Here is a 14101-nt window from a genome sequence, read left to right on the forward strand (position 1 = left end):
TAGCTGCAAGTTCTCAGTCATCCAACAATAACGAGTGGGTAAAATGTTGCTTTTGTAATGACAAGGGTTTTTCTACAATTCACTTAACGATAACAGGAGCCCAATAGTGTTATGTCATCATCCACAGCTACCACCAAACCCTCGCCGCAACAACGTATCTGGCAGGTAGTGGCAATGATTCCAGAAGGGAAAGTCGCAAGTTATGGTAAAGTTGCGGATTATGCCGGATTACCCGGACGGGCACGTTATGTTTCTCGGGCACTAAAACTGGCGCCAGACAGCCTCCAGCTACCCTGGCATCGCGTAATCAACGCACAGGGAAAAATCGCTTTCGCCAAAGATACTGAGCCATTTCGTGAACAGCGCTATCTGTTACGTAATGAAGGAATACCGGTGAACCATGGACGCGTTGCCTTGTCTGAATTTGAGTGGCGACCAGATCTGGCAACACTGGTGCTATGCCTACCGTTTTAATATAGAGGAGAGACTATTTGAAAACCTGTCGTTTGCTATTGCTGCTATGGTTACTACCACTGACAGTATTGGCTGCGCCTAGCCCGTTAGCCCCACAAGTGGTGGAATATCAGGTGAAATATGGCAGCTTCAGCCTCGGCGGCGCCCGTTTCATATTAAGCCCCCCCAAAGGCAACACCTATCACTATGAAATGGATAGTGATTTAGGTTTATTGTTGCTCTCTGATAAGCGCAAAATCAGCAGTGTTTTCACCGACGACAATGGTCAGTTACTGCCATTACGTTTTATCCATGAACGCACAGGTACCGGCAAAAACTTCAGTGAGCAGATTGCGTTTGCCAAAGACTTGGGAAAAGTCTTCAGCGTCTATAAAGGAGAAAAAAGCAAACTCGACTACGCTGGCACTTTGTATGACGCCATGATGCTACAGTTGCAATTTCGCCTTGATCTGACCAAAGGCAAGCAGCAATTTAGCTATAAGATGGTGAAAGATAACGAAATAGAAAATTATCATTTTCGAAATCTGGGAACGGAAACCGTGACCTTACCAAGTGGTAGTTATCAGACAGTACATCTGCAGCTCATACGCAAAAGTCAAAAACGCCATACCGATGTATGGATGGCGCCAGATTTAGGTTATCTACCAGTGAAATTTATCCACGAAGAGAAAGGCAGCGCCATAGAACTGACATTAAAGCGGGTGCAGTTCACGGGTGCTACCGGCACAGATCAACTCGCCCAGACAGAATAGTTTCCATTCTCCAGGCTGCAGCCGCTGCCAGTGCTCATTATCTGTCAGCGGCCGGGTGGCTACCACAGTGACAATATCATTAGGTGTGGTTTCTTGATGGAAATCGATTACCACATCGGTATCAATGAGCTTGGCCTTGCCAAAAGGAGCTTTTCGGGTGATATAACACAGATTGTTGCTACAGAAACTCATTAAATAACGTCCATCACTCAGGATCATATTGAAGATCCCAAGCTCGCGTATCTGCGCTGCCAGCAGTGCAATATACTGAAACACGGAGCGCATATCCGCTGGTTCCCGCTCACCAAATTTTGCCACTAATGATTCCAACAACCAGCAAAAAGCCAGTTCACTATCGGTTTCACCCACACTCTGATAGCGATGAGTCACAAACTTTTGCTGATAGCCTGTTAACTGTCCGTTATGGGCGTAAGTCCAATAACGTCCCCATAGTTCACGGGTGAACGGGTGGGTGTTTTCCAGCGACACTTTACCGCGATTCGCCTGCCGGATATGGCTGATTACCACTTCACTTTTGATGGGATAAGACTTGATCAATCTTGCCACTTGAGAACGGCTGCTAGGTGCCGCATCTTTAAAGGTACGACTGCCCTTCCCTTCATAAAAGGTAATTCCCCAACCATCTACATGCGGCCCGGTAACACCACCTCTTTCTGCCAGTCCAGTGAAACTGAATATGATATCGGTCGGGATGTTAGCACTCATTGCCAGTAGTTCACACATCAGCAAAGTCTCAGAAAAATCAGCAATCTCAGGGCATTGTATCCATCTGCTGTCAGAAGTGAAATTGCCCCCGCTAAAATTATTCAAACGTTTGTTTGAAAAGTGCTTGAGTTAGATCGCAATCACGTTTACTTTTAATGCGACACAGGTCTGACCACAAGCTAAAATTGTGATAATGATCGGTAAAATATATCGGCATACAGCTCTTACAAAGAGCAAGAAAAAGGAGAATCACAGTGACTACCCTGCTTTGGATCATCGCATTATTGTTGATTTTGGGAGCAGCCGCCTACCTGAGGGTTTCGTTGATGACCGCGACACTGGCTGCAGCAGCCACGCTACTCATTGGCAACCTTACCGGGATTATGGGCGCATGGGCCTGGGTGGTATTTTTAGTTATCGCTTTGCCGCTGAATATCAGCCCCTTCAGGCAAAGTGTTATCACCCGGCCACTGCTAAAACTCTATCGCGGCATCATGCCGGAAATGTCCAGTACCGAAAAAGATGCTATTGAAGCTGGCACCACTTGGTGGGAGGCGGATCTGTTTGCTGGCAGCCCTAACTGGAAAAAACTGCACAACTATCCCAAAGCACGCCTGAGTGCTGAAGAACAAGCCTTTCTTGATGGACCGGTAGAAGAAGTTTGTGCCATGGTCAGTCAACATCATGTATCTCATGAGCTGGCGGACCTGCCACCTGAGGTCTGGAGCTATCTCAAGAATAAAGGTTTCTTCGCCATGATCATCAAGAAGAAATTTGGGGGTCTTGAATTCTCCGCCTATGCCCAGTCACGAGTGCTACAGAAATTAGCTGGCGTTAGCAGCGAATTGGCATCAACCGTTGGTGTTCCTAATTCCCTCGGCCCTGGAGAGTTATTGCAGCACTATGGTACCGAAGCACAACAAAATCATTACCTACCGCGACTGGCATCTGGTGATGAGATCCCGTGTTTTGCGTTGACCAGCCCGGAAGCAGGTTCTGATGCAGGATCAATCCCTGATTATGGGGTGGTCTGTAAAGGCATGTGGCAAGGGGAAGAAGTGCTGGGGATGAAACTAACCTGGAACAAACGCTATATCACTTTGGCTCCCATAGCTACAGTATTGGGATTGGCGTTTAAACTGCGCGATCCTGACCATCTGTTAGGACAACAAGAAGATATCGGTATTACTTGTGCCTTAATCCCAACCGATGTGGAAGGTGTCGAAACTGGCCGCCGCCATTTCCCGCTGAACTGCATGTTCCAGAACGGGCCAACCAAAGGTAAAGACGTATTTGTCCCCTTAAGTTTCATCATCGGTGGCCCAGACATGGCCGGTCAGGGCTGGCGGATGTTGGTAGAGTGTCTGTCGGTGGGGCGTGGTATTACACTGCCCTCAAACTCCGCTGGCGGCGTAAAAATGCTGGCGCTGGCAACCGGTGCTTATGCCCGGATCCGTCGCCAATTCAAGCTGCCCATCGGCAAACTCGAAGGAATTGAAGAACCGATGGCCCGTATCGGTGGTAATGCTTATCTGATGGATGCCGTGACAGCATTAACCACCACAGGGATTGATCTGGGTGAGAAACCCTCAGTAATCTCCGCCATCGTCAAATATCACCTCACTGATCGCATGCAGAAATGTCTTATCGACAGCATGGATATTCACGGCGGTAAAGGTATTTGTCTTGGTCCTAACAACTATCTGGGTCGCGCTTATCAGGCCGCACCCATTGCCGTTACCGTAGAAGGGGCCAATATTCTGACCCGTTCGATGATCATCTACGGCCAAGGCGCTATTCGCTGCCATCCCTATATTCTGGCAGAAATGGAAGCTGCTTTTGACGAAAATCGCGGTCGTGGTTTACGTCAGTTTGATGCTGCCCTGTTTGGTCATATTGGGTTCAGCTTGAGCAATTTTATTCGCAGCTTATGGTTAGGTCTTACCGGCGCACGTTTGTCTAACGCACCCTTCAGTGATCAGACCAAACGTTACTATCAGCAGATGAATCGCTTCAGCGCTAACCTTGCATTGCTGTCAGATCTGGCAATGGCCACGCTGGGTGGTGGTCTGAAACGCAAAGAGCGTATCTCTGCTAGATTAGGCGATATGTTAAGCCAACTGTATCTAGCATCAGCCACACTGAAACGTTACCAGGATGATGGTCGTCTCAGTGAAGATCTGCCATTAGTGCAGTGGGCGGTTGAAGATGCACTATACAAATTACAGAGCTCTCTGGATGATTTGTTAGACAACTTTCCGTCCGGCCTCGGTGGCGTACTGCGCTTAGTCTTGTTCCCTTTCGGTCGGCCTCTGAAACGTCCCAACGATAAGCTGGATCATCGGGTTGCCAGAATTATGCAGACCCCTTGTGCCAGCCGTGAACGTCTTGGCAAAGGCCAGTTCTTGCGGGCCTGCAGCAATAACCCCATGGGCGTACAGGAACAGACACTACGGGATATTCTCAGTGCTGAGCCACTGTATGACAAAGTCTGCCAAGCGGCGGGCAAACGTCTTCCGTTCATGTATCTCGACAAAATTGCTGCCGAAGGAAAAGCGTTGGGAGTCTTGTCAGACGATGAAGTGAAACTGCTGGAAAAGGCTGAAATTGGCCGTCTCAAGTCCATCAATGTCGATGATTTTGATGCACAAGAACTGAAAGCACAGCGTCTTGACCAAGCTCAAAATAGTGAACAAGCCGCCTGAGATTGTTGATGTTAGTAAAAAAGAGACCTTTTAAGGTCTCTTTTTTTGTCACTAGCGGGGCTAACCAACCTGTCCAGCAGCCTTCGTCTGAATTTCAGCACTTTTCTTACGTAGGTTTTCCTCGGCAGCCTTTTGTTGATGTAATTCCATTGCCTCTTTCGGGATCAAACTGATCAGCTCAATGCCCGTCGGTAAATCTTTAGTATCTGCGGTTACCACAAACACTTTACCACCTTTCATATAAGCCAGAGGTATGACTGTTTCACCATAGCGCTCACGGAAGTTATGAAAGGTAAAGGCATCGGTAATGTTGGTACTTTTAATCACGCCATCCCGCGACATCAGGCTATGCAGGCGCGCATAAGAGACATTGTCACTGAACAAGCACATGCGGCGCAGATAAGACTCCGATAACTGGTGCCTAGCACTGCCAACATTGCTGTCATTAGTACTGACACCAAACACTTTTTCTGCGCCAAAAATATCTTGAAAATGAAAAAATACCACGGGATTAAGTTGCTGGTAAGGCGACAGGATCAACACTCGGCCAATGCCACTGAGATCCAAATACGTTTCAGCATGCTCAGATACCGGGTTGCCGAAATAGACCTGAATATTGTCCATTCTCGCTTGGCGCACGTTATCCCAGTTACTGTCGGCAATAATCACTTTAATGCCCTTGCCTACCAAAATCTTGGCAAATTCCCGGGCAAACTTTGAGCCGCCAAAGATCAGCAAGCCTTCGGCGCTATCGGATTTAACCCCCAACCAATTAGCCCAACGTCTGGCTGTCAAAGACTGAAACACAACAGTGCCAATAATGATCAGAAATACCAGTGGCACCAGCGCATCAGCGCCTTCGAAGCCACGGCTCTCCAGTTTAATTGCAAACAGAGAAGATACTGCTGCCGCCACAATGCCCCGTGGTGCCACCCAGCTCAGGAACCATTTATCACGGGCACCAAGCGATGTCCCAACACCGGAAATCCACACGCTGAGTGGCCGAGCCAAAAACAGTACCACCAGTAACACGCCAATACCGCCCCACCCCAGATCAACCATAGCGTGGGAGTCCAATCTGGCCGCCAGTAAAATAAACAGTGCCGAGATCAGCAACACCGTCAGCGTTTCTTTAAATTCAAGAATATCGGCAATATTGACACCGCGCATATTGGCTAACCAAATGCCCATCACGGTAACCGTCAGTAACCCCGACTCTTCCTGTAGTAAATTCGACCCGACAAAAATACCCAACATAATCGTCAGTACGGCAGTATTGGTCAGATAGTGAGGTAACAGATTGCGTCTGAGGATAATGCCCACCGCATAGCCAGCAAGAGCCCCTAGGCCAAACCCTATCCCCAACATCGAGCCTAAGGCGGTCAGTACATGTGATGTCTGGTCACTGCTAACGGTAATGTACTCGAACACCAATACCGCCAGCATAGCGCCTATTGGATCGATCACAATGCCTTCCCAACGCAGAATATTGGCTAACTGTGCTTTCGGCCGTACGGTGCGTAGCATGGGCACAATCACCGTTGGCCCAGTCACCACCACCAAAGCACCAAACAGTAACGCTAGCGGCCAGTCAAACCCCAACATGAAATGTGCTGCTGGCGCAATACAGCCCCAAGTGATGAAGGTGCCAACAGATACCAAATGTGTCACCATTCGGCCATGATCTTTAATCTCCTTGAAATTCAGCGTCAGCGCCCCTTCAAACAGGATAACCGCCACCCCAAGCGAGATGATGGGAAACAACAGATCACCGAAGATAGCATCAGGTTGCAACAATCCTAAGCCCGGCCCCAGCAGCAGTCCACACAACAACAACGGCAGAATCGCAGGCAAACGAAACAACCAACCCAACCACTGGCAGATCAATGAAAGCACGCCAATAAAGGCCAGCATGGCGGTAATTTTTTCTACCATAAAGTTTAACTCCTGGTTGTTTCCGTGGCATCAGGTAGACACCGACTACAGTTAACATACGTGAACATCAAAAAGAATGTAACGAAACCTGGCCCTACCCAAGGTTGGTCTGAGGTATAAGATATTAAACTCGATATTTATGAACGATAAATAACAAAAAACCTGCCCAATGGACAGGTTTAAATGTTGGCGGGCTGAACTCGAACCCGCCTAGAGTGGCAGGCCGACATTCTAACCAACTGAGCTACCACCCCAGTTAAATCACCCTATGAGGTGTTATTAATTGTTTACGATCGACTGGCGGGATGGACGGGACTCGAACCCGCGACCCCCGGCGTGACAGGCCGGTATTCTAACCAACTGAACTACCACCCCAACTAATCGTTGCGAATAATAAGGTAGCACATTGAAAATCGTCAACAATTTTTTACCAACCATCAGCTATTGAGTCAATTTTCATACAATGAGCGACAAAATATTGTACGAAAACTAGGGTTGCTTTTCGTCTTCATCCGGCATCGATAGATCAATATCCTGTAACTCAGGAGCTTGCGCCTGCTCCCGTTGCTTCGCCAACATCTCCTGCTCCGCCGCCGCCAGCGCCTGTTTGAGCAACGCCCGTTTACGCATAAATAGCATCAACGCTAAACCCACAACCAGCAGTACACTGTTGCCCACGATTATCCACAATACCGCATCGTCTTTGGCTTGTTGCTCTTCTTCTGACGCTTCTTTGGCCTGAATGGCAGCAATCACCTCTGGACTTGGAGGTGGTTCTGGTGGTGACACATAATTGAAGAACCGTTCGGGTAAGGTCATGACGATCTCACGTCCGGCCCAATTAGTGCTGAATAATGTCCCTTTAATACGATAGCTGCCAAACTCGGTCACCTGCGGCAGTTCCAGCGCATGTTCAGCTTGCGCTAAATCGCGTACCGTCAAAGATAACTGGAATCCCGCTGGCCCGACGATATCCAGCTGGAAATAAGTTTCTGCCAGTTGTAATTCCTTGGTATCCACAAACAACTGCAAACCCCACGGCTGCTCTCGGGGATTATCTGGGGCCTTCACCTTGATATCCGCCGGTTTGGGAGACAATACAAATGTCTGTTGATATTCGCGCTCAAATACCGCATTTTCCACTTTTAATTCAAGTGAATAGTGGCCCCAAGGCTGGTTGAGGTTAATGTCTGCGGTAAAGATCCCATCGTCTGGACGCTCGTCCAGCTTCTCACCATTATCTTGGTAACTGCCAACCGTAAGAGTTCCCGCTGCAAAATTCTCATCTTTAGGCTGGTGCTCAGAAATGAATTTCGCGTTCCATTGCAGCATATATTCAAGGCCGGGCAAGCGCATTTGCAAATTATCGCCGGTAAGCCCAGCAGTAAGCTTAAGACGCTCCCCCTGATACAAAGGTTGTGGCAAAGGATCGGCCCAAATACCGAGTTTTGAGACCTTAGTGATTTGTGAACCAGGCACGACTCTACCCAGCAACTGCCAAGGGCCCGGTTGGGGATTTTTTATCTGGATCATATCGCCGCTGATACTGTCTTCCCAACGTACCGACTCGGGGTGTCGACTGGCATACCATTTACTGCCATCGGGCAATACCACCACCACTGGTGCCGAGCCATACTCCCGCTGTATCACCAATGTGATTTCATCCACCATATGATCAATGCGGAAACGGTTCTTTAGCTCAGACGCCTGTGCCAACGGCAACGTCACCTCTTGCGCCGCATAGACAGGCAGTGCTGCTCCCACAAAAACCAACCATAAACACCAAAGGGGCGAGATTCTCATGCTGCCCGAAATTTCCTGTTTTAATTACGCCACAGACACTTACCGGATTTAGCCACCAAATCCAGCCGTTGCTCGTGCATACTCAGTTCATCGGCAGAAGCACTGATCACTTTAAGTTTTGAACGATTGTTATCAAGACGGATAATGTCACCTTCGGCACCATCGGTATGCCCACTGTCCAGACTTAAATTAAATTTGGTCTGTCCACCAGTCATCGCCAGATATACATCGGCGAGGATCTCAGCATCCAATAAAGCGCCATGATATTCACGACGGGAGTTGTCGATATGATAGCGTTTACAAAGCGCATCCAGATTGTTTTTCTGCCCTGGATGCAAAAACTTAGCGATGGCCAATGAATCCAGTACTGCACAGAGATCCTTTACTTTCGGCCCTTTAGGCGTCAGCAATGAAAATTCATGATCAATAAAACTCACGTCGAAGGGCGCATTGTGCGCCACCAGCTCGGCACCATCGATAAATGCAACAAATTCCTCATAGATATCTTTAAACAGAGGTTCATTGGCGACTTGTTCATTGGTAATTCCGTGAACGGCAATCGCTTCTTCGTCAATCGCCTGCTGTGGATTGATATATTTGTGAAATGAGCGGCCTGTCAGACGACGATTGATCACCTCCACCCCACCAATTTCAATAATTCTATGACCTACATATACAGGGCCACCGCTTTGATTCATGCCGGTAGTTTCGGTATCGAGAATAATCTGACGGGCGGCGCTAGAGACAATATTCATATTATTTTTGCTGCTTACTCAATAACAACTTAAGATGACTGCTTTGCCGGCTATGTTAGCAACTTGATGAACGAACTGAAACAGATAGAAATTTTTACCGATGGCTCTTGTCTTGGCAACCCCGGCCCCGGCGGTTATGGCGCGGTCTTACGCTATAAACAACACACAAAAGAACTTTCTGGTGGATTCGCGCTCACCACCAATAATCGCATGGAACTATTGGCGCCGATTGTCGCGCTGGAAAGTCTGAAAGAACCCTGCCATGTCATCCTGACCAGCGACAGCCAGTATATGCGCCAGGGAATAACCCAGTGGATCCATAACTGGAAGCGTAAAGGCTGGGTCACCTCCGCCAAGACACCAGTGAAAAATGTCGATTTATGGCAACGTCTCGATAAAGCCAGTGAAAAACACCACATCGACTGGCGCTGGGTGAAAGGCCATGCGGGTCATCCTGAAAATGAACGTTGTGATGCCCTTGCGCGCGAAGCTGCAGAAGCTAACCCGAAAACACCAGACAAGGGTTATTTGGCTTCAACTTGATGCGATAACTGCAAAAAATCACTACAGAAATCAATAAACGCACTGGCAAGCGGTGTAAAGCTGAGGTGTTTGTGACGGATCAGGTAAAACGGCCGGGTTAACGTCAACCCCGCCACATTCACTATCCCGAATTCGCGCCTTGCCAGTTCTCGCTCTATCGTTAGCTCTGATAAAACACCGAGCCCGGCCCCCTGCTTTACCGCCTGTTTAATGGCATCCGGGGTTGGAAAGCTAAATTTTACTTCCGGGTGTAACCCCAGTTGATTGGCATTGTTAACGAAATATTCTCGGGTTCCCGATCCCTCTTCACGCAAAACCCAAGCACAGCCAGACAGTTGCTCTGGTGTAACTTGTTTACCCGCTAACGGATGAGCCGGATGGCAGAAAATGCTTAGCCGGTCCTGGTGCCATGGCGCGGCCACAATACGACTGTCCAGGCAATATCCCTCAATGAACCCCAATTCGGCACGGAAATCTGCCACCTGCCGCACGACATTACGGGTGTTATCGATGGTAAGTTCAATTCTGGCATCGGTGTGCTGTTGACCAAAAGCCACCGCCGCTTTCGTCAGCAAAAAATTGCCGATGGTATTGCTAGCACTGACATGCAACGTACCCGCCAATAACGCTGCGGGACTGGCGAAAGCAATCTCAATATCCGAGGCCTGTTGTAACACTTTACTCGCCATTGGCAGTAACATACTGCCTTGCGAATTGAGCAATAAGCGATTGCCGGAACGTTCAAATAAGCGAGTTGCCAACTGACGCTCAAGCTCAGCTAACGCCATAGAGGTTGCTGGCGACGACAAATTAACCATCGCTGCTGCTTTGGCAACCTGACCACTACGCGCCACCGCCTCAAATACTTGCAGTTGTTTCAGCGTTATCCGCATATGATTTTTCTGCCTTTCCGACTTGCAATCTACTCTCGTTTCATTCGTCCGGAGTATCCGGCGGTGGCCGCGGGCTGCCAGCCGCTGACGCGTTTTCGCTGGCGATTGGTCAGCGGTGTTAGCGGCGCTTCAAGCTTACGCGCAACTAACAAGTAAACGGCACCCGTGCCGGGCAACCAACGATGCTGCCATTGTCGCAACAATAAAGGGAAGTCCCAGTCCGACATAAAGGCGTGATAGCACAAACGCTCATCATGAACCAACTGATACCCCAGTAACCCAAGCCAATCGCGCACCCGTGCGGGCATGAAAAAATTACCATTCCAAGGCCAACGTTGTTGATATTTGGGCAGTAATTTTCCTAGATAAGCACTGCTAAATGGATTGATACCACTGATGATCAGATAGCCACCACTCACCAGCACTCGGTCAACTTCACGCAGAATGCGATAGGGATCTTGCTCCGATTCCAGTAGCAAATGCATAGCAACAGCATCGATGCTGGCCGATTTGACCGGTAACTGGCAATACTCACCGCGTAGCGATGCGCCACACTCTGGGTAAATAGAAAATTGATGTTTTACTGCACACTTGCTACTGTCAAAATCAGCACTTAACGGACCCAATTGCAGTAAATGATAGCCAAATATTCTCGGCCACCAATACGCCAAAGACAGTTCCAGATCATGACGTAATTGTTGTCCACCGGGAAGTGCACCCCAGCTTGAGCCATGTAGATCTGGGGACATAACCTCTCCGATTTGACTACAGCGATAACAATAGCTTAATAATGAACGACTGCTGTAGGCAAGCTCTGCCACAGCTAAAATTGATTGTGATCAGCTAGCATGCGATTAAGGAAGTTTCCAGTGTCTGCCATATATCCCGCTACCCAGCATCGAAATTTTTCCGTGTTTCCGATTGCCGCTTTTAACGATAACTATATCTGGTGTATTCAGCCCGCAGCTTCCACGCTTGTCTGGGTGGTGGATCCCGGCGATGCAGTACCTGTGATGGAGGTGCTGCAACAAAAACAGCTACAACTCGCAGGCATACTCATCACACATCACCATAGGGATCATACCGGAGGCATTAATCAGTTGTTACGCCATTTTGGCCAACAGACACCTGTGTATGGTCCAGATAATCCAGCGATTGATAGCATCAGTCATCCTTTTCACGAGGAAGGCCAATACCAGCTCACCGCTGATAATTCTGAATTATCACTGCAGTTATATCAGGTTCCTGGACATACATTAGATCATCTTGCCTATGTTATCGACGACGCACTTTTTTGCGGTGATACCCTGTTTTGTGCAGGCTGTGGCCGGTTATTTGAGGGCTCAGCGGCGCAACTGTATAGTTCATTACAAAAAATTGCCAAGTTACCCCAAGATACCAAAATCTATCCTGCCCATGAATATACCCTTTCCAACCTGAAGTTTGCCGCCATTGCTGAACCTGACAACCAGGCCTTAATCAGCTTTACTGAGCAAGCGCAACAAACACGACAGTTGCAGTTGCCAACCTTACCCAGCACTGTTGCACGTGAATTAGCGATCAACCCATTTCTGCATTGCGATGATGAACGATTGGTCGCTGTGCTCTCTCAGCACTGGCAAACAGTTGCAGATTCTGCCGTGACGCGGTTAAAACTTCTCCGACAGTGGAAAGACAATTACTGATTTCTTGGTTACAATGGGTCGCTTTGGCGCAGTTCAGTCCGCTATTGAGCTCTGCGCTAGTGGTATAACTTTATGATAATTAAGAAGTACTGCAAAAGTTCGGCCAGCACCTCTCGCCGAAAATAAAATCATGCCGGGGCACTCCCGGTACTCGTCTGACATGCTTTATCACCTGCGTCAGACAGATCAACGGTGCTGGTTCAATAACATTTTCTGTCACACGACAGCTTTTTGAGGATAGGCGCTTTTGAAGCAACGGAATTTATTCACAACCGCGGGGATAGTTGTGTTTCTCGCTGGCTGCCAGACTGTACCGTTACAGTCATCGCAAACGGCTCCCCCTAAGCCGCCCGCAAATGCCGCCGAGGTACTACAAAAAGCACCGCAGGAACCACAACAACCGCAATTGGCGGTAACCGACGTGTGGCAACGCTTACGCAATCAACTGAACATTCCGGTACCGGATAACAAGCTGGTACAACAATATCGCGACTGGTACACCCACAACCCCAAACATCTGCAGCAAATATCTGAACGTGCTGCACCTTTTCTGTACCTTATCGTTGATCAGATAGAACAGCGTCACCTGCCGATGGAACTGGCACTGCTACCCATCGTTGAAAGTGCTTTTGATCCCTATGCTTATTCACCAGGGGCAGCTTCTGGTTTATGGCAATTCACCTCACCAATGGCGCGTCATTTCGGGCTAAAGATTAATTGGTGGTATGACGGCCGGCGAGATGTACCAGCAGCCACGCAAGCGGCGTTGGATATGATGCAGTATCTCTATCGTAAAACCGGTAACAACTGGCTCTATGCTATCGCTGCATATAACACCGGTGAAGGCCGCGTCCTCAATGCTGTCAGACGCAATGCCAGCCAAGGCAAACCCACCGATTTCTGGTCATTGTCACTGCCTAAGGAAACCGAACGCTACGTCCCACAGTTGCTGGCCTTGGCGGATGTGATTAAGCACGCCGACAAATATGGTGTGCAATTAACGCCTATTGATAATCAACCTGCGGTAGAGGTTGTCGATACAGGTAGCCAGATTGACTTGGCGCTGGCCGCAAAGCTAGCGGGGATGGATATCAGCGAGCTGCAACAACTCAACCCCGGCTACAACCGCTGGGCTACAGCACCTAAAGGTCCATTCAAGTTAGTATTACCAGTGGATAAGGCTCAGGATTTTGAAGTTGCGCTGGCCACAACTGATCCATCTGACCGTCTAAATTGGCTACGCTATGAAATCCAGCCCGGAGATTCACTCGGTTTAATAGCGAAAGAGCACCAAACCACCGTCGATATCATCCGTGCAGTCAATGATATTAAAGGCAACAATATTGTCGCAGGCAAGCATCTGCTGATCCCCGTGTCGTTGCAAGATGCCAGTGCCTACCCACTGTCGGCCGATAATCGGTTGCAAAACAAACAGCTGAAAAGCAAATATAAAACCACTTATGCCGTGCGTCACGGCGATTCGCTGTGGAAAATCGCGCGCGCTAATAACCTCAGTGTCAGCGAAATTGCCAGCTGGAATGGTATGTCGGTAAAGGATGCGCTTCACCCAGGGAAAGTATTAGTGCTATGGCATAACCGCAGCAGCGATGAATCTGCAATTACCCGTACAGTGAAATACAAAGTCCGCAACGGTGACTCACTGGCCAGAATAGCGGACAAATTTAATGTGACGGTGTCGCAACTGCAGGAGTGGAATCAGCTGCAACGGCAAAAATATTTACAACCCGGTCAAGTACTCACTTTATTTGTTGATGTCACTGCTAGCGGTAGCTAATTATTGGTACATTTTGTGGCAAACCGCACACTTTG

The 14101-nt window shown here is 48.6% G+C and carries 12 protein-coding genes and 1 tRNA gene; 6 read left to right on the plus strand and 7 right to left on the minus strand.

Annotation, left to right across the window (positions count from 1 at the left end):
- Positions 1–111 precede the first annotated feature (111 nt).
- The gene (locus IE064_RS03765; protein WP_189616511.1) at positions 112–474 is read left to right on the plus strand and encodes an MGMT family protein; all 363 of its coding nucleotides are present in this window, start codon (positions 112–114) and stop codon (positions 472–474) included.
- Positions 475–491: 17 nt separating this feature from the next.
- On the plus strand, positions 492–1226 hold the full coding sequence (locus IE064_RS03770; RefSeq protein WP_189616513.1) for a DUF3108 domain-containing protein: 735 nt from the start codon (positions 492–494) through the stop codon (positions 1224–1226).
- On the opposite strand, the gene IE064_RS03775 is transcribed toward IE064_RS03770, so the two are convergent.
- Positions 1167–1970 (minus strand): class II glutamine amidotransferase, encoded by an 804-nt coding sequence (locus IE064_RS03775; protein WP_189616515.1) that lies wholly within the window; start codon positions 1968–1970, stop codon positions 1167–1169. The two genes, IE064_RS03770 and IE064_RS03775, sit on opposite strands and share 60 nt — an antisense overlap.
- Positions 1971–2206: 236 nt before the next feature.
- On the opposite strand from IE064_RS03775, the gene fadE reads away from it, so the two are divergent.
- A complete protein-coding gene (fadE, locus tag IE064_RS03780) occupies positions 2207–4657 on the plus strand; it encodes an acyl-CoA dehydrogenase FadE (protein WP_189616517.1) in 2451 nt (816 codons plus the stop codon).
- Between the two features lie 60 nt (positions 4658–4717).
- Here the strand turns inward: fadE and IE064_RS03785 are convergent, their stop codons facing one another.
- The 4 genes from IE064_RS03785 to dnaQ all read right to left on the minus strand — a co-directional run bounded on the left by IE064_RS03785 (position 4718) and on the right by dnaQ (position 9150).
- The gene (locus IE064_RS03785) at positions 4718–6592 is read right to left on the minus strand and encodes a cation:proton antiporter (protein ID WP_189616519.1); all 1875 of its coding nucleotides are present in this window, start codon (positions 6590–6592) and stop codon (positions 4718–4720) included.
- Between the two features lie 298 nt (positions 6593–6890).
- Positions 6891–6967 (minus strand) — tRNA-Asp (locus tag IE064_RS03790).
- A 114-nt stretch (positions 6968–7081) separates the two neighbouring features.
- On the minus strand, positions 7082–8395 hold the full coding sequence (locus IE064_RS03795) for a TIGR03503 family protein (protein ID WP_189616521.1): 1314 nt from the start codon (positions 8393–8395) through the stop codon (positions 7082–7084).
- A 20-nt stretch (positions 8396–8415) separates the two neighbouring features.
- On the minus strand, positions 8416–9150 hold the full coding sequence (dnaQ, locus tag IE064_RS03800; RefSeq protein WP_189616524.1) for a DNA polymerase III subunit epsilon: 735 nt from the start codon (positions 9148–9150) through the stop codon (positions 8416–8418).
- Positions 9151–9216: 66 nt separating this feature from the next.
- Here dnaQ and rnhA point away from each other — a divergent pair, with 66 nt between their 5' ends.
- Positions 9217–9693 carry a ribonuclease HI gene (gene rnhA, locus IE064_RS03805; protein WP_189616526.1) on the plus strand — a complete coding sequence of 159 codons (477 nt, stop codon included), beginning with the start codon at positions 9217–9219 and terminating at the stop codon, positions 9691–9693.
- Here rnhA and IE064_RS03810 read toward each other — a convergent pair.
- Together IE064_RS03810 and IE064_RS03815 are read right to left on the minus strand one after the other, a co-directional pair.
- Positions 9675–10586 (minus strand): LysR substrate-binding domain-containing protein, encoded by a 912-nt coding sequence (locus IE064_RS03810; RefSeq protein ID WP_189616528.1) that lies wholly within the window; start codon positions 10584–10586, stop codon positions 9675–9677. The genes rnhA and IE064_RS03810 overlap by 19 nt on opposite strands.
- Positions 10587–10615: 29 nt before the next feature.
- Positions 10616–11335, minus strand: a complete 720-nt coding sequence (locus IE064_RS03815) for a class I SAM-dependent methyltransferase (protein WP_189616530.1) — start codon at positions 11333–11335, stop codon at positions 10616–10618.
- A 120-nt stretch (positions 11336–11455) separates the two neighbouring features.
- On the opposite strand from IE064_RS03815, the gene gloB reads away from it, so the two are divergent.
- Both gloB and IE064_RS03825 read left to right on the plus strand, forming a co-directional pair.
- Positions 11456–12271 (plus strand): hydroxyacylglutathione hydrolase, encoded by an 816-nt coding sequence (gloB, locus tag IE064_RS03820; protein ID WP_229799844.1) that lies wholly within the window; start codon positions 11456–11458, stop codon positions 12269–12271.
- 247 nt (positions 12272–12518) lie between these two features.
- Positions 12519–14066: a lytic transglycosylase gene (locus IE064_RS03825; RefSeq protein WP_133039632.1), complete on the plus strand. Its 1548-nt coding sequence runs from the start codon at positions 12519–12521 to the stop codon at positions 14064–14066.
- The last annotated feature ends 35 nt before the right edge of the window (positions 14067–14101 follow it).

This window comes from Shewanella fodinae, assembly GCF_014651955.1.
Lineage (GTDB): Bacteria > Pseudomonadota > Gammaproteobacteria > Enterobacterales > Shewanellaceae > Shewanella > Shewanella fodinae.

What these genes read in the sequence shown, in the direction of transcription:
- IE064_RS03765 (WP_189616511.1), top strand. Translation starts at nt 112, where the DNA reads ATGTCATCATCCACAGCTACCACCAAACCCTCGCCGCAACAACGTATC.
- IE064_RS03775 (WP_189616515.1), bottom strand. Translation starts at nt 1,970, where the DNA reads ATGTGTGAACTACTGGCAATGAGTGCTAACATCCCGACCGATATCATA.
- IE064_RS03785 (WP_189616519.1), bottom strand. Translation starts at nt 6,592, where the DNA reads ATGGTAGAAAAAATTACCGCCATGCTGGCCTTTATTGGCGTGCTTTCA.
- IE064_RS03795 (WP_189616521.1), bottom strand. Translation starts at nt 8,395, where the DNA reads ATGAGAATCTCGCCCCTTTGGTGTTTATGGTTGGTTTTTGTGGGAGCA.
- dnaQ (WP_189616524.1), bottom strand. Translation starts at nt 9,150, where the DNA reads ATGAATATTGTCTCTAGCGCCGCCCGTCAGATTATTCTCGATACCGAA.
- rnhA (WP_189616526.1), top strand. Translation starts at nt 9,217, where the DNA reads ATGAACGAACTGAAACAGATAGAAATTTTTACCGATGGCTCTTGTCTT.
- IE064_RS03810 (WP_189616528.1), bottom strand. Translation starts at nt 10,586, where the DNA reads ATGCGGATAACGCTGAAACAACTGCAAGTATTTGAGGCGGTGGCGCGT.
- IE064_RS03815 (WP_189616530.1), bottom strand. Translation starts at nt 11,335, where the DNA reads ATGTCCCCAGATCTACATGGCTCAAGCTGGGGTGCACTTCCCGGTGGA.